At 73.3% G+C, this 15,326-nt stretch carries 15 protein-coding genes and 1 rRNA gene; 3 read left to right on the top strand and 13 right to left on the bottom strand.

Annotation, left to right across the window (positions count from 1 at the left end; all coding sequences use genetic code 11):
• Positions 1–25: 25 nt before the first annotated feature.
• Complete coding sequence (locus ACZ4Z5_RS16320) at positions 26–469, top strand: phytanoyl-CoA dioxygenase family protein (protein WP_468262680.1); 444 nt, start codon at positions 26–28, stop codon at positions 467–469.
• Between the two features lie 2 nt (positions 470–471).
• Here ACZ4Z5_RS16320 and ACZ4Z5_RS16315 read toward each other — a convergent pair whose 3' ends face one another.
• The 6 genes from ACZ4Z5_RS16315 to ACZ4Z5_RS16290 all read right to left on the bottom strand — a co-directional run bounded on the left by ACZ4Z5_RS16315 (position 472) and on the right by ACZ4Z5_RS16290 (position 6,804).
• Positions 472–1,548 (bottom strand): glycosyltransferase family 4 protein, encoded by a 1,077-nt coding sequence (locus tag ACZ4Z5_RS16315; RefSeq protein WP_468262677.1) that lies wholly within the window; start codon positions 1,546–1,548, stop codon positions 472–474.
• Positions 1,549–1,760: 212 nt separating this feature from the next.
• Positions 1,761–2,543 (bottom strand): hypothetical protein, encoded by a 783-nt coding sequence (locus tag ACZ4Z5_RS16310; RefSeq protein WP_468262675.1) that lies wholly within the window; start codon positions 2,541–2,543, stop codon positions 1,761–1,763.
• 321 nt (positions 2,544–2,864) lie between these two features.
• Positions 2,865–4,616 (bottom strand): DNA repair protein RecN, encoded by a 1,752-nt coding sequence (gene recN, locus ACZ4Z5_RS16305; protein ID WP_468262673.1) that lies wholly within the window; start codon positions 4,614–4,616, stop codon positions 2,865–2,867.
• Between the two features lie 94 nt (positions 4,617–4,710).
• Entirely contained in the window at positions 4,711–5,637 is a 927-nt protein-coding gene (locus ACZ4Z5_RS16300) for an NAD kinase (protein ID WP_468262671.1), read from the bottom strand.
• Positions 5,634–6,440 (bottom strand): TlyA family RNA methyltransferase, encoded by an 807-nt coding sequence (locus ACZ4Z5_RS16295; protein WP_468262668.1) that lies wholly within the window; start codon positions 6,438–6,440, stop codon positions 5,634–5,636. Before ACZ4Z5_RS16295 ends, ACZ4Z5_RS16300 begins: the two co-directional genes overlap by 4 nt.
• Positions 6,441–6,447: 7 nt before the next feature.
• Positions 6,448–6,804, bottom strand: coding sequence for a hypothetical protein (locus ACZ4Z5_RS16290; RefSeq protein ID WP_468262665.1), 357 nt, complete (start codon positions 6,802–6,804; stop codon positions 6,448–6,450).
• A gap of 42 nt (positions 6,805–6,846) precedes the next feature.
• On the opposite strand from ACZ4Z5_RS16290, the gene ACZ4Z5_RS16285 reads away from it, so the two are divergent.
• On the top strand, positions 6,847–7,194 hold the full coding sequence (locus tag ACZ4Z5_RS16285; RefSeq protein WP_468262662.1) for an SCP2 sterol-binding domain-containing protein: 348 nt from the start codon (positions 6,847–6,849) through the stop codon (positions 7,192–7,194).
• Here the strand turns inward: ACZ4Z5_RS16285 and ACZ4Z5_RS16280 are convergent.
• The 4 genes from ACZ4Z5_RS16280 to ACZ4Z5_RS16265 form a co-directional block, all read right to left on the bottom strand.
• Positions 7,178–8,233, bottom strand: coding sequence for an ABC transporter ATP-binding protein (locus ACZ4Z5_RS16280; RefSeq protein WP_468262659.1), 1,056 nt, complete (start codon positions 8,231–8,233; stop codon positions 7,178–7,180). The two genes, ACZ4Z5_RS16285 and ACZ4Z5_RS16280, sit on opposite strands and share 17 nt — an antisense overlap.
• Complete coding sequence (locus tag ACZ4Z5_RS16275; protein WP_468263217.1) at positions 8,230–9,258, bottom strand: FecCD family ABC transporter permease; 1,029 nt, start codon at positions 9,256–9,258, stop codon at positions 8,230–8,232. The genes ACZ4Z5_RS16280 and ACZ4Z5_RS16275 overlap by 4 nt, the downstream gene beginning before the upstream one ends.
• A 176-nt stretch (positions 9,259–9,434) precedes the next feature.
• Entirely contained in the window at positions 9,435–10,484 is a 1,050-nt protein-coding gene (locus ACZ4Z5_RS16270; protein WP_468263213.1) for a FecCD family ABC transporter permease, read from the bottom strand.
• A 111-nt stretch (positions 10,485–10,595) separates the two neighbouring features.
• On the bottom strand, positions 10,596–11,624 hold the full coding sequence (locus ACZ4Z5_RS16265; protein ID WP_468262656.1) for an HAD-IIA family hydrolase: 1,029 nt from the start codon (positions 11,622–11,624) through the stop codon (positions 10,596–10,598).
• A gap of 73 nt (positions 11,625–11,697) precedes the next feature.
• Between ACZ4Z5_RS16265 and ACZ4Z5_RS16260 the strand changes: the two genes are divergently transcribed.
• The gene (locus ACZ4Z5_RS16260; RefSeq protein WP_468262653.1) at positions 11,698–12,975 is read left to right on the top strand and encodes a DUF1015 family protein; all 1,278 of its coding nucleotides are present in this window, start codon (positions 11,698–11,700) and stop codon (positions 12,973–12,975) included.
• A 101-nt stretch (positions 12,976–13,076) separates the two neighbouring features.
• Here the strand turns inward: ACZ4Z5_RS16260 and ACZ4Z5_RS16255 are convergent, their stop codons facing one another.
• From ACZ4Z5_RS16255 to rrf, 3 genes are all read right to left on the bottom strand, one after another.
• Positions 13,077–13,988, bottom strand: a complete 912-nt coding sequence (locus ACZ4Z5_RS16255) for a tetratricopeptide repeat protein (protein WP_468263211.1) — start codon at positions 13,986–13,988, stop codon at positions 13,077–13,079.
• Complete coding sequence (locus tag ACZ4Z5_RS16250; RefSeq protein ID WP_468263208.1) at positions 13,871–15,001, bottom strand: hypothetical protein; 1,131 nt, start codon at positions 14,999–15,001, stop codon at positions 13,871–13,873. The genes ACZ4Z5_RS16255 and ACZ4Z5_RS16250 overlap by 118 nt, the downstream gene beginning before the upstream one ends.
• Before the next feature lie 230 nt (positions 15,002–15,231).
• Positions 15,232–15,326, bottom strand: a 5S ribosomal RNA gene (rrf, locus tag ACZ4Z5_RS16245); the annotation flags it as partial.

Here is a 15,326-nt window from a genome sequence, read left to right as displayed (position 1 = left end):
TGATCCCGGCGACGACGGATGGCACGTGGAGGCCGGCCATACCGGCGATGGCGGGGAGTTCCGGGTGGACCTGCGCTCGCGGGGGCGGGCACTCCTGATGCTGTTCCTGTTCTCGGACGTGGGTCCGCAGGACGCGCCCACACGGATCCGGATCGGTTCGCACCTCGACGTGCCGCGCTTCCTGGAGGACGCCGGGGAGGACGGGCGGGAGTGGTTCGCGCTGTGCCGGGACGTCGTTCCCGTGAGCGAGGGCCGCACCGAGGCGTTGGCGACCGGGGAGGCCGGTGACGTGTTCCTGTGCCATCCGTTCCTGGTGCACGCGGCCCAGCGCCACCGTGGGCGGGTTCCCCGCTTCATGGCACAGCCGCCGCTCCCTCCGACCGGGCCGCTCGACCTTTCCGGGGCGGCGCCCTCACCGGTCGAAAGGGCCGTCCAGAAGGGTCTCGGAGCCCGGCAGTCTCCGCGGTAGCGTCAGCCGCCCGTCAGCTCGTCGTAGACGGAGAGCATCTGGGCGACCGTGTCGTCCTCGGTGGGCCAGGTCGCGGCCTGGGCGCGGCCCGCGTCGGCGAGGCGGCGCCGCAGGTCCGGCGCGGCGAGCAGGTCCGTCACGGTTCGGGCGAGCGCCACCGAGTCGGCGTAGGGGACGAGCGCGGCGGCGTCGCCGACCAGTTCGGGGGTTCCGCCGACGGCCGTCGCGACCAGCGGCACTCCCAGCCGGAGGGCTTCCTGCGCGAAGCGGGACCGGCCCTCCCACCGGCCGGCCAGGAGCGCGACATCGGCCGCGGCCAGCAGTTCGGTGATGTCGTCCCAGCGGCCGAGCAGCCGGACCGGCAGCCCCTCCGCGTCGATACGGCGTTGCAGCACGGCCCGTTCGCGCCCCTCCCCCGCGACGACGACGAACGGCGCCGGATCGAGGCTCTGCCAGCGATGGGCGGCGTCGAGGAGGGTGTGGTGGCCGTGGTGCGGGGCCAGTTGTCCAACCGCGACGAGCAAGGGACGCTCGACGGCACCCAGTTCCGCCCTGATCTTGCTCTCCCGGGCCCTGGCCGCGGAGCGCGGGGAGGGGAACGCGACCGGGGCCAGCCGGGCGTCCCGGGCGCCCCGGCGACGCGCCCGGTCGACCAGATCGGACGAGGTGCCGAGCAGTACCGACGACGCGCGGGCGACACGCCGCTCCATCAGCCGTACGAGCTGCCCTCGGGCGCCCTCGGCGTACGAGCGGGTGTGCCAGGTGACGACGAGCGGTACGGACGCCACGCCGATCGCGAGCGCGGTACGCATGGCCGCGTGCAGACCGTGCGCGTGCACCAGGTCCGCCCCGGCGCACGCAGCCCGCAGCACCGCGAGCGTCGCCGGATCACCTCTCCTCGGCACGGTCGCGAACATCGCCCCGGTTCCGGTGAAGTCATGGGCGCGTTCCAGCTCGGCGGGGGCGCACACCGTCACGCCCACGCCCCTGGCGACCAGCCCCGACGCCAGCGATCTGACATGCGCGCTGCTTCCCGCGCTGCCGCCGCCCAGCACTTGGACCGTACGCAGCTGTGACACGTGAACAGGCTCCCGAGGCTCCCCAGTCGGCGGTTTGCTGCGCCAAGGATGCCAGTCCGCACGACCGTTCCGGTGCCGCCCGGCGTCTCCTGTCGTGTCCGCCCTTGGAGCACCACCCTCCGCGTCACCCACACGAGTGAAGATCGTGTGGGGAGTGCTTGGCCTGCCGGGCACGGGCGCCGGAGACCGGGTGGGACCGCCCGAGGGGCGCCTCAGCCACGTCCCAGTGCCCGCACCGCGCCGCTCACCCGCTCCCCGTACACCGCCGCCGCCACGAGCCCCGCGGCATGCAGGACCAGGCCGGCCCGTTGGTTCGCGGCGGCGATCGCCGTGCCGAGGGCCGCTCCCAGCGCATGGGCACCGGTGTCGCCCAGCATGGTGCGCTCGGCGACGTCGTCGCAGAGGACCGCCGCCGCGGCCCCCATGGGGGCGCCCGCGAGCGGACCGGCCGTCCGAAGCCCCGGCACACCCAGCACGACCACGGCACCGGCAGCGGCGCCCGGACGGACGTCCAGCAGGTTGACCAGGTGCGCGGTGCCCGCGACGACGACCCCGGCGAGGAGCTTGTCGACCGGCCGCTCCTTGAGGAGCGCCCCGGCGACCAGCCCCGCGGCGCCCACACCCATCAGCTTCACCGCGCCGCTGGTCACCTCGCCGTGCCGGAGCGCTCCGATGTGCGCACGGAACCCACGCCTCGGGTCGCCGCGGCCCACGGCGTCGTCGTACGCCCCGCAGACCGCGCCGGCGAGCACCGCGACCGCGCCGGGCGCGGCACCGGCACCGGCACCGCTGCGCGCCCCGGTCAGCGCCCCGGTCAGCGCGCCCAGCGCCGTCGCAGGCCCGGCGCACAGGTCGACGGTCCGCCCCGCGTGGTTCGTCCGCTCCCAGAGCGACCGTCCGCCGGGCTTCCGGCAGCGCAGCGCCTCATACGCGGCCCGGGTCGCCCCGAACGCCCCGAGGAACCCGCCGATGCCGCCCCACGCCCCGCTCCCCATGACACCCCGCCCCTCCGGAGCGAACCGACGTCGCCCCGGACCGGTCAACGCCCCATGATCACGGCCGGTTCCCGCCCGCCGTCCGAAGCCCTCAGGCGGTACCTGGAGATGTGCTTCCGGCGCCGGTCGACCGTGGAGGGCGGCCATCGGGCGGGGCGTGATGACGGCAGCCGTGCGGGACGGCGTGCCCTTCCGGCGCACGGTGCCGGGGGTCGGTCCGAGGGCCGGCGCGGGTGCCGGCCCGGCGGGCAGTGCCGGCCACGACGGCCGGGCCCGCGCGTACGCCCGTAGGCCCGGCCCGGCCCGCCCCGCGGACGCGGACTACGCGTCCGCGCGGGCCGCCGCGAGGAGCTCCTCGGCGTGTGCGCGGGCCGTTTCCGAGTCCTCCTGGCCCGCGAGCATGCGGGACAGCTCGCGGACGCGGGCCTCCCCTTCGAGGACCTTCACGCCGGACCGGGTGACGGAGCCGTCGTTCGTCTTCTCGACGAGAAGCTGACGGTCGGCGAACGCCGCGACCTGGGGAAGGTGGGTGACGACCACGACCTGCGCGGACTTGGCGAGCTGGGCCAGCCGACGGCCCACCTCGACGGCGGCCTTGCCGCCGACGCCCGCGTCGACCTCGTCGAACAGATAGGTCGGCACCGGGTCGGACCCGGCGAAGACGACCTCGACGGCGAGCATCACGCGGGACAGCTCACCGCCCGACGCGCCCTTGGCGATCGGCCGCGGCGGTGCGCCCGGATGCGGCGCAAGGAGGAGTTCGACCTCGTCGGCGCCCGCCGGGCCGTAGACGACGGACCGGCCGCCGACCTCGATGCCCGACGCCTCGTCGGCGGACTCGGTCTGCCGGACCGCGATCGAGACGCGGGCGTGCGGCATCGCCAGCGAGGCGAGCTCGGCGGTCACCGCGTCGGCGAACCGGGCCGCGGCCTCGGTCCTGGCCTCCGTGAGCGCCTGGGCCAGACCGGAGAGCTCGGCGCGCAGCGCGTCCCGCTCGGCGGTCAGCTCACCGATGCGGTCGTCGTCGCCCTCGAGTTCGGTGAGCCGTGCGGCGCCCTGCTCGGCCCAGGCGAGGACGGCGGTGATGTCCTCGCCGTACTTCCGGGTGAGCACGGTGAGCGCGGCCCTCCGCTCCTCCACGGCCGCGAGGCGCAGCGGGTCGGCGTCCAGCCGGTCGGCGTACCCGGCGAGTTCGCCGGCCACGTCGCCGAGGAGGATGCCGATCTCACCGATGCGGTCGGAGAGCGCGGCGAGGGCGGGGTCATGGGACCGGACGGCCTCCAGCGCCCGGTGCGCGCCCGCGACGAGCATGCCGGCGTCGACGCCCTCGGGGTCCTCGGGATTGCCGGCCAGTGCCGCGTGCGCGGCCGACGCGGCGGACGCCAGGGCCTCCGCGTGGCCGAGCCGTTCGGCCTCGGCGGCCAGTTCGGCGTCCTCGCCGGCCCGCGGCTCCACGGCGGCGACCTCGTCGAGGCCGAAGCGCAGCAGATCGGCCTCCTGGGCGCGTTCCCGGGCCCGGGTGGTCAGCTCGTCGAGTTCCGCGGACACGTCCTTGAGCCGCTTGTACGCGCCGGCGTACGCGGCGTACGGGCCGGCGACGGCGTCGCCCGCGTACCGGTCGAGGGCCTGCCGCTGCCGGGCGGGGCGCAACAGACCCTGCTGGTCGGTCTGGCCGTGGACGGCCACGAGGTCCTCGGCGAGCTCCGACAGCAGGCCCACCGGCACCGACCTGCCGCCGAGGTGCGCACGGGACCGCCCCTCCGCCGAGATGGTGCGGCTGACGAGCAGGGCGCCGTCGTCGAGCTGCGCGCCCGCCTCCTCGGCGCGTACTGCCGCGGGCGCGTCCGCGGGCACCGTGATCCGGCCCTCGACGACGGCGGACGACGCGCCGATGCGTACGAGGGCGGGATCGGCGCGCCCGCCGAGCAGCAGCCCGAGGCTGGTGACGACCATGGTCTTGCCGGCGCCGGTCTCGCCGGTCACCGCGGTGAAACCGGGCGACAGCTCGACCACGGCGTCGTCGATGACCCCGAGGGACCGTATCCGCATCTCCTCCAACACGGAGAAGACCATACGAGGTCCGCGCCCGGTTGTGCGACGGACCCCGCCCCGCGTTCCCCCTCCAGGGTTCAACCGGACACGGTTCACCCGTGAGGGGACACGGTCCTCAGTGCGGCGCCCCGCGCCAACCCGACACGGGCAGCGCGAACTTGGCCACCAGCCGGTCCGTGAAGGACGCGTGGTGCAGCCGGGCCAGGCGTACCGGCACGGCGCCGCGCCGGACCTCGACCCTGGCCCCTTCGGGGAGCTCGATGGTCCGGCGGCCGTCGCACCACAGGACGCCGTGGGGCGTGTGCGGCTGCACCTCGACCGCGAGCACCGAGGTCGGGGAGGTCACCAGCGGCTTGGCGAACAGCGCGTGGGCGCTGATCGGCACCATCAGCAGCGCCTCGACCTCCGGCCACACCACGGGACCGCCCGAGGAGAACGCATAGGCGGTGGACCCGGTCGGGGTGGCGCACACGATGCCGTCGCAGCCGAAACCCGTCACCGGCCGACCGTCGATCTCCAGGATGACCTCGAGCATCCGCTCGGGCGAGACCTTCTGCACGGCGGCCTCGTTGAGCGCCCAGTCCCGGTGGACGATGTCGCCGTTCCTGCGCACCACCACGTCGATGGTCATGCGCTCCTCGACCTCGTAGGCCCGTGTCACGACCCGGTCGACGACCTTGTCGAGGTCGTCGCGTTCGGCCTCGGCGAGGAACCCGACCCTTCCGAGGTTGACGCCGAGCATCGGCACCCCGGAGGCGCGGGCGAGCTCCGCGCCGCGCAGCAGCGTGCCGTCGCCCCCCAGCACGATCAGCAGTTCGCAGTCGTCGAGGGCCTGCGGCGTCGCCTCGGCGACCAGCTCGACGGTCGGTGGCAACGGCAGGTCGACCGCCTCCGCTGCCAGGACACGTACGCAGAGGCCGCTGCGCAGCAGCCCCTGCACGACCAGTTCCGCGCTGCGGATCGCCGCGGGGCGTCCGGTGTGCGCGAGCAGGAAAACGGTCCGTGGATCGTCTGTCGTCGCTGTCGTTGTCGTCGTTGTCAACGCGGCCCCTCCGCCACTGCACGGTCAACATCCGCAGGATCCAGCTCCGGCGCCCCGCGCCGGAGCCACAGGAAGTATTCGACGTTTCCGGAGGGCCCCGGAAGCGGACTGGCGGTCACGCCCAGTACCCCGAGACCCAACTCCCCGGCCTGCCGCGCCACGGTCCGTACCGCTTCCGCGCGCAGTTCGGGGTTCCTCACCACACCGCCGCTGCCCAGCCGCTCCTTGCCGACCTCGAACTGGGGCTTCACCATCAGCACCAGGTCGGCGTCGGGGGCCGCGCAGCGCACCAGCGCGGGCAGCACCAGACCGAGCGGGATGAAGGACAGGTCTCCGACGATCAGATCCACTGCCTCCCCGTCGATCAGTTCCAGCGTCAATTCCCGTACGTTGGTACGGTCCTTGACGGTCACGCGTTCATCGCTCCGGAGCGACCAGGCGAGCTGTCCGTACCCGACGTCGACGGCGACCACTTGTGCGGCGCCCGCACGCAGCAGGACGTCCGTGAAGCCTCCGGTGGACGCTCCGGCGTCCAGCGCGCGCCGGCCCTCGACCCGCAGCCCCTGGGGGACGAACGCGGCGAGCGCACCGGCGAGCTTGTGGCCGCCGCGCGAGACGTACTCGGGGTCACCGTCGTCCTTGGTGACGACGATCGCGGCACTGGTCTCGACCTGGGTGGCGGGTTTGGTCGCGGTGTTGCCACCGACGGTGACCCTCCCCCCGGCGATCAACTGGCTGGCGTGCTCGCGTGAGCGGGCGAGGTTCCGGCGGACCAGCTCGGCGTCGAGCCGTCGACGTGCCACGGGCGGTTCAGCTCCTGTTGTCGTACGAGGGTGCGTGCTGCGGAGGTGCGGGTACGGCCGCGGCCGGCGCGTCGAGCGCGGTGAGCGCGTCCCTCAGCCCCCGGTGTACATCCTCGTACACCTCGGTGTGGCCGTCTGTGGTGAGGTGGTCGGCGTCGCCCAGGCGCTCGATGCGGACATCGATCTCGGGACGTCCGGTCGGGGTGCGCGCCACGCCCAGGGGTGCGGGACCGGCGGGCCCGGCCGCGACGGGTGCGGCCTCCGTGGGCGGGGAGCCGGCGGGACCGGGCGTGCCCCCGGTGTCGGCGGCGATGGCCCGGGGCTCCTCGGGCTCCGCCTCGGGGCCGGGCGTCGAGTGGTTCATGCCCCGACGCTATCGCGAAGCCCTGGGGTACGGTCGTGCGCGATGGCGACGACGGAGGAGTGCCGCAGCGCACTCGACAGACTTTCGGACAATCTCGCGCGGGCGAACGGCGACGTGCGCGACGCCGCGGCCGTGGACCGCTCGCTGAGCTGCCACATCACGGACCTCGACGTGACCTTCACCGGCCGTCTCGACGACGGCCGGATCGAGGTGCTGGGTTCCGTACCGGGGCCGCCGCGTGACAAGGCGCAGATCCGGCTGGCGATGACCGGCGACGACCTGGTGGCGATGGTGGCGGGCGAGCTGAATTTCGCCCGCGCCTGGGCCTCCGGACGGGTCCGCCTGGAGGCCGGTTTCCGTGATCTCCTGCGGCTCAGGGCCTTGCTGTGACCACTGCGGCCGCTGAGCCGGCACCGGGGTCCGGCTCACCGTCGGTGTCCGCCTCGACGCCGCCGGGCGCGTTGTCGGACGGTACGGTGTCGGCGGGCACGGTGTGGGCGGACGCGTTGTCCTCGGCCCCGGTCCCGGCCGGCGCCGGACCGGCTGCAGCCGGGTCCGCGGTCCGGGTTGCCTGCCGGGCGGCGGGAACCACCAGCGGCGTCCCCGTCTCCGGGTCGTCGATGATCCGGCAGCTCACGCCGAAGACCCGCTCGACGAGATCCGCGGTGACGATCTCCCCCGGGGGGCCCTCGGCGATGACCTTGCCGCCGCGCATGGCGATCAGGTGGCTCGCGTAACGGGCGGCCTGGTTGAGGTCGTGCAGCACGGCGACCAGGGTGCGTCCCTCCTTCTCGTGCAGATCGGCACACAGGTCCAGCACCTCGATCTGGTGCTGGATGTCCAGGAACGTGGTCGGCTCGTCGAGGAGCAGCAGCGGGGTCTGCTGGGCGAGGGCCATCGCGATCCAGACGCGCTGGCGCTGCCCGCCGGAGAGTTCGTCGACGTACCGGTCACCGAGCTCGGCGACCCCGGTGGCGGCCATGGATTCCAGGACGATCCGCTCGTCCTCGTCCGACCACTGGCGGAGCAGCCCCTGGTGGGGGTAGCGGCCGCGGGAGACGAGGTCGGCGACGGTGATGCCGTCGGGCGCGATCGACGACTGCGGAAGCAGGCCGAGGGTCCTGGCGACCTTCTTGACGGGCATCGAGTGGATCGTCTGCCCGTCGAGCAGGACCCGGCCCCTCGTCGGCTTGAGCATCCGCGACAGGGCGCGCAGCAGGGTCGACTTGCCGCACGCGTTGGGGCCGACGATCACGGTGAACGAGTTGTCCGGGATCTCGACGGAGAGGTCCTCCGCGATGATCCGCTGTTCGTAGCCGAGGGTGACCGACTCCGCCGTGAGACGCTGCACTGATTCGCTCCTGGTCTTCTTGTCCGTACGCGCGTCCTCGCGCGGTGTGCCGTTGCGCGCGGTCGCCGGCCCGCTCATATGCGGCCCGCCCGGCGCTCCATCACCAGCAGCCACACGAGGTAGCAGCCGCCGACCACACCGGTCACCACACCGACCGGAAGGGTCCGCTCCCCGAACGCCGACTGGGCGGTCCAGTCCGCGGCCAGCAGCAGCGCGGCGCCCATCAGGCCGGCGGGCACGATGTTCGGCCCCGGCGAGCGGGTCAGCCGCCGGGCCAGCTGCGGTGCGGTGAGTGCGACGAAGGAGATCGGCCCGGCCGCAGCGGCGGCGAACGAGCTCAGCAGCACGGCCGACAGCATCATCACGAGCCGGGTGCGCTCGACGGGGACCCCGAGCGAGTACGCGGCGTCGTCGCCCATCTCCAGCATCCGCAGCGGCCGGGCGTGGGCGAGGACGAACGGCAGGAGGGCGAGGCAGCCGGCGAGCAGCGGCCAGAGGTCCGCCCAGTCCCGCCCGTCGAGGGACCCGGTCAGCCACAGCACGGCCCGCGCCGCGTCGACGTCGCGCGCCTTGGTGAGCAGGTAGTGGATGACGGCGGTCAGCATGGCCGCCGCGCCGATGCCGACGAGGACGAGGCGGTAGCCGTGGACGCCGCGCTTCCAGGCGAGCAGGTAGATCAGCAGTCCGGTGACCAGTCCGCCGCACACCGCCCCGCCCGCCACGGCGGCGGCCGAACCCTGGAACAGCACGATCACGACCAGGGCCCCCACGGACGCGCCCTGGCCGAACCCGATCACGTCCGGGCTGCCGAGGGGGTTGCGGGTGAGGGACTGGAAGACCGCGCCGGCGATGCCGAGCGAGACACCGACGAGGAGTCCGACCAGCGCACGGGGAAGGCGCAGCTCGTTCACGATGAAGTCGTGGGCGGGGATGCCGTCCCCCAGCAGGGTGTTCACGACGTCGGCGGGCGCGATGTCGAAGTCGCCGCTGCCGATGAGGAGGACGCCGGCAGCCAGGACGGCCGCGGCCAGAAGGACGACGCAGAGGGCCGTCCGACGGTCGAACCGTACGGAGAGACCGCCGGGGGTGCGTATCGCCTTCACGGTGGTCCTGGGCGCCGCGGCATTGCGCTCGGGGGTCTTCGCGGTGGCGTTCGCCGTGGTCTTCGCGGGCGCCGTCACATCGGCCTGCACGGTCGCGGACCCGGTGGTTGCGGGCTCGCCGCTCGTCGACGCGGTGTTCCGCGGCTCGGTGCTCTCGGGCTCGGTGGTCGCGGGCTTCACAGCTGGGCCATCCTCTTGCGGCGGACGAGATGGATGAAGACGGGCGCACCGATCAGAGCGGTGACGATGCCGACCTGGAGCTCGGACGGCCGGGCGACGACACGGCCCACGACATCGGCGCCGAGCACCAGCACCGGGGAGAGGACCGCCGCGTACGGCAGGATCCAGCGCATGTCGGGTCCGGTGATCGCCCGCACCATGTGCGGGACCATCAGGCCGACGAACACGATCGGTCCGCACGCCGCCGTCGCGCCGCCGCAGAGCAGCGTGATGGCGACCATGGCGAGGACGCGGGTGCGGGTGAGTCGTGCGCCGAGGGCCTGCGCCGTGTCGTCGCCGAGCGCCATCGCGTTGAGCGGCCGGGCGAGCAGCAGGGAGAGCACCGCACCCACGGCGAGGAACGGCGCGACCTTGGTGACGGTCCCCATGTTGGCGTCCGCGAGCGAACCGACGGTCCAGAAGCGCAGCTTGTCCAGCGCATCCAAGTCCAGCAGCTGCACGGCGTTGATGTAACCGGTGAGCGCGGCCGTGACCGCGGTTCCGGCGAGCGCGAGGCGCGCGGGGGTGGCGCTGCGGTGGCCGCCGAGGACGTAGACGAGCACGGAGACGCCCGCGGCACCCACGAACGCGAACCAGATGTATCCGCTCATCGTCGAGACGCCGAGGAAGCTGATCGCCGACACGACGGCGGCCGCGGCGCCGGCGTTCACACCGAGAAGGCCGGGCTCGGCGAGCGGGTTGCGGGTGAGGGCCTGCATCACGGCACCGGCCAGACCCAGCGCCAGGCCCACGAGAAGTCCGAGTACCGTGCGCGGCACCCGGACGTCGTGGACGATCACGTCGTTGGGCGTGCGGGAGAAGTGGAAGAGCCCGTGCCACACCTCGGAGAGCGGGATCTGCTTCGCGCCGATCACGAAACTCGCCGCAACGACCAGGAACAACACACCGGTCGAGGCCAGGAGCCCGACGGCGCGCACCGCATGGCGCCGGCGGAGCGCGGGTGCGGGGGCGGACACCGCGGTCTGCTGAGGAGGACTGTCAACCAACACGAGGTTAGGTTAGCCTACCCTGTCAGTGGGCCGATCTGGTGATTCACCAGAATCCCGGTCACGGAAGCCCGTTCCGAGGCGCCCGCACTCCGCGCCGGACGAGGACGCTCACCAACCGAGCCGGACGAGCGCCTTACCCGCGTCCAGCGTGCACGACCCCTCACCGGCGAACGTCCAGGCCGCCGCACACAGCGCCCGCAGCCCGTCCAGCGGCTCTCCGCCGCCCTCGATCGACAGCTCGCCGTCCCGTACGGCCGCCGTCCAGCCGCCGCAGCCGAACCCCCGCTCGTCCCCCACCACTTCGGACTGCCCCGTCAGCAGGCCCCGCAGATCCGCGTCGACGTACGTCGGCCGGTGCCGGGGCTCCGCCGCCAGCAACTGCGCCGGCCCCGTCACCCCGGTCAGCACCAGGAGCGAGTCCACACCGCCGTTGAACGCCCCCTCGATGTCCGTGTCCAGCCGGTCCCCCACCACCAACGGCCGCTCGGCCCCGGTCCGCAGGACCGTCTCCCGGTGCATCGGAGGCAGCGGCTTGCCCGCGACCTGGGGCTCCGCCCCCGTCGCGATCCGGACGGCCTCCACCGCGGCCCCATTCCCCGGCGCGATGCCCCGGCCGCTCGGAATCGTCAGGTCGGTGTTCGACGCGAACCACGGCACGCCCCGCGCCACGGCGTACGACGCCTCGGCCAGACGCCCCCAGGCGAGCTCCGGACCGCCGTACCCCTGCACCACCGCCGCCGGGTCGTCGTCGGCCGACTCCACCGGCTCCAGACCCCGCTCCCGCAACGCCGCCCGCAGCCCCTCCCCTCCGACGACCAGCACCCGGGAGCCCGCCGGCACCTGGTCGGCGATCAGCCGGGCCACCGCCTGCGCCGACGTGACCACCTCGGCCGGCTCCGCGGGCACACCCAGCTCCGTCAGATGCTCCGCCACCGCCTCGGGCGTGCGCAGCGCATTGTTCGTCACGTACGCCAGACGCATGCCGCCCCGGCGCGCCGTCTCCAGCGACTCCACTGCATACGGGACCGCGTCCCCGCCCGCGTACACCACACCGTCCAGATCCAGCAGGGCCGTGTCGTAGGCCTTGCTCAGCGCCACCGCGCTCGCGTCGGGTCGGGTCCTGCTCTGCCGGCTCATGACTCTCGCTCCTCTGTGGCGGACTTACGCCCCCGATCATCCCGCATGGCCCCAGGCCACATACCATGCACCAATGAGCACAATTGGGCGTGCGGACCTCGGGCTGCGACTGATCCCGTTCCGCGGACTGCGCTACGACCCCGAACGGGTCGGCAGCCTCGCCGCCGTGACCTCGCCCCCGTACGACGTGGTGGTGCGGCCCGACGGCCTCAACGAACTCGAATCCTCGGACCCGCACAACATCGTCCGGCTGATTCTGCCCCAGGCCTCGGCTCCCGGCGCCCGCCACCACCAGGCCGCGGAGACCCTGCGCCGCTGGCTGGCCGAGGGCATTCTCACCGCCGACCCCCACCCCGCCCTCTACGTCTACGAGCAGTCCCACGGCGGGATGCTGCAGCGAGGCATCATCGGTGCGCTGGCGCTCTCGGCGCCCTCGGAAGGCATCGTGCTGCCCCACGAGGACGTCATGCCCGACGTGGTCGAGGACCGGGCCGCGCTCATGCGCGAGACGGCCGCCCACCTGGAGCCGCTCCTGCTCACCTATCGCGGCAACGGCGGGCCCACCGGTGCGACGAGCGTCATCGAGCGCACGGTCCTGCGCCCGCCCCTGCTGTCCACGACCACCGAGGACGGTTACAGCCACCGGCTGTGGTCCGTCACCGAGCCGGCGGAGCTGGCCGAGGTCGAAACCGACCTCTCGCACCACCAGGCGCTGATTGCGGACGGCCACCACCGATGGGCGACCTACCTGCGGCTGCGCGCCGAACAGTCCGGCCCCGGCCCGTGGGACTTCGGCCTCGTGCTGCTGATCGACACCGTCCGTTACCCCCTCCAGGTCCGCGCCATCCACCGGCTGCTGCACCGGATGCCCGTCGCCGAGGCGCTCTCCGCCGCGGCCGGCTCCTTCCGCGTCCGCACGGTCGACGGTCCGCTCCCCGACGCACTCGACGTGCTCGCCGGGGCCGCTGCGGCCGGCAATGCCTTCCTTCTGGCTGGTGACGGCCGCTTCCATCTGCTGGACCAGCCGGACGAGGACCTCCTGGCCCGCACCATCCGTGCCGACCGCCCCGAGGCGTGGCGCACGCTGGACGCCACCGTGCTCCACTCCACGCTCCTGGACACCATCTGGCGCATCCCCGACGCCCCGGAGCACATCGGCTACATCCACGACACCGAGGCGGTCGTGGAACAGGCCGAGCGCCACGGCGGCACGGCCGTCCTGATGCATCCGGTACGCGAGGACGTCGTACGCGACCTGGCCCGTCAGGGCGTCACGATGCCCCGGAAATCCACGTCCTTCGGCCCGAAGCCGGCAACGGGCCTGGTGCTGCGGAGCCTCGCCCTCGGCTGACCGGCCAGATCAGGCGCCCTCGAAGGCAGAGCAGACAGGAGGAGGGGCGGTATCCCGGTCCACGGGATACCGCCCCTCCGTTTCATGCGTTCGGCGACCGGTCAGTCGTCGTCGCCGGACTCGGCCTCGGGCCGGTCGTCGGAGTCGCCGCAGGACTGCGGCGCGGCCTCCGTCACCCGGGCGGCCTCGTCACCGGCCTCTTCGTCACCGGTCTCCTCACGCGGCTCCTCCGCCGCCTCGACCACCTCGGCCGACTCTCCCTGTTCTGCGGCCGACTCCGCGCCGGCCTCTTCGCCGTTCCCTTCGTCGGTCTCCTCGAGCCCGTTGTCGTCCGCGTCCTCGTCGAGGGCGTCCACGAAATCGACGCCGTCCATCTCGGCGAGCCGGTCGGAGGCGTCCGTCGTACCGTCCTTGTCGGCCTCCAGCGCCTTCGCGAACCACTCGCGGGCCTCGGTCTCACGGTCGGCCGCGAGCAGCGCCTCCGCGTAGGAGTAGCGGAGTCGCGCGGTCCACGGCTGGATCGAGTTCGACGCCAGCTCGGGGCTCTGGAGCGTCACGATGGCGGCGTCGAGCTGCCCCATGTCCCGCCGTGCACCAGCCGCCACGAGACGCATCTCGACCTGGCCGGCCTTGTCCAGCTTCTGCACCTCGGGCTCGCCCGCCATGGCCAGCGCCCGCTCGGGGCGGCCCATGCCGCGCTCGCAGTCGGCCATCAGCGGCCACAGTTCGACGGAACCCGTCATCCTGCGGGCCGCACGGAACTCGGCGAGGGCCTCGCTGTACTTCTGCGTCGCGTACGCGGCGAAGCCGGCCGCCTCGCGGACCGCCGCCACACGGGAGGCCAGGCGCAGGGCGACCTTGGAGTAGCCGTAGGCCTGCTCCGGGTCCTCGTCGATCAGCCGCGCGACCATGACGAGGTTCCTGGCGACGTCCTCGGCGAGCGTCCTGGGCAGGCTCTGGAGCTCCTGCCGTACGTCCTTGTCGATCTCCTCGCCGGTGACGTCCTCGGGGATCGGCAGACGCTTGATGGGCTCCCGGTCCCGACCGCGGTCGCGGTCACGGTCGCGGTCGTCACGGCGACCGTAGCCGCCACGGTCGTCACGGCCCCGGAACCCGCCGGGACGGCCACCTCGGTCATCGCGACGGAACCCACCGCGGTCGTCGTCGCGACGCGGGCCGCGGTCGTCACGACGGCCGTAGCCGCCACGCTCGTCACGGCGGAAACCACCGCGGTCGTCATCCCGGCGCGGGCCACGGTCGTCGTCACGGCGCGGGCCGCGGTCGTCACGGCGGAACCCGCCGCGGTCGTCGTCACGGCGCGGGCCACGGTCGTCACGGCGAGGGTAGCCACCGCGGTCGTCGTCACGGCGCGGGCCACGGTCGTCACGGCGAGGGTAGCCACCGCGGTCGTCGTCACGGCGCGGGCCACGGTCGTCACGGCGGCCGTAACCACCACGGTCGTCACGACGCTCGAAGGACCGCGGACCCCGGTCCTCACGACGGTCATCGCGGCGCTCGTCACGACGGTCGTCACGACGGAAACCGCCACGGTCGTCATCCCGGCGGGGGCCACGGTCGTCACGCCGGCCGTAGCCGCCACGGTCATCGCGACGGAAACCGCCACGGTCGTCGTCGCGACGCGGGCCACGGTCGTCACGCCGGCCGTAGCCGCCACGCTCGTCACGGCGGAAACCGCCACGGTCATCGTCGCGACGCGGGCCACGGTCGTCGTCACGGCGCGGGCCGCGGTCATCACGACGAGGGTAGCCACCGCGGTCGTCGTCACGGCGCGGGCCGCGGTCGTCACGTCGGCCGTAACCACCACGGTCGTCACGACGCTCGAAGGACCGCGGACCCCGGTCCTCACGACGGTCATCGCGGCGCTCGTCACGACGGTCGTCACGACGGAAACCGCCACGGTCGTCATCCCGGCGGGGACCACGGTCGTCACGACGCCCGTAGCCACCACGCTCGTCGTCACGGCGCGGGCCACGGTCGTCACGGCGGCCGTAACCACCACGGTCATCACGACGGGGTCCGCTTCGGTAGCCGCCCCGGTCGCCACCGTCCCGGCGACGCGGCTCGCGCTCCGGACGGTCGTCGGAAGAGTTGGTGGACATGGGATGGCTCCTGTCGTTGAGTACCGCAGTCATTCTCGCGCAGTCGATGGACCGACGCGCTTCGGCAAATGGTCAGCAAAACAAAAAAGGACCCTTGGTCCCAGCTGAACGCTGGGACCAAGGGTCCTGAAAGATTGTTCGGCGGCGTCCTACTCTCCCACAGGGTCCCCCCTGCAGTACCATCGGCGCTGAAAGGCTTAGCTTCCGGGTTCGGAATGTAACCGGGCGTTT

The organism is Streptomyces sp. NPDC030222, assembly GCF_055573115.1.
The sequence above is the reverse complement of the archived record's forward strand: the minus strand, read 5'-3'. Positions and strand labels throughout refer to the sequence as shown.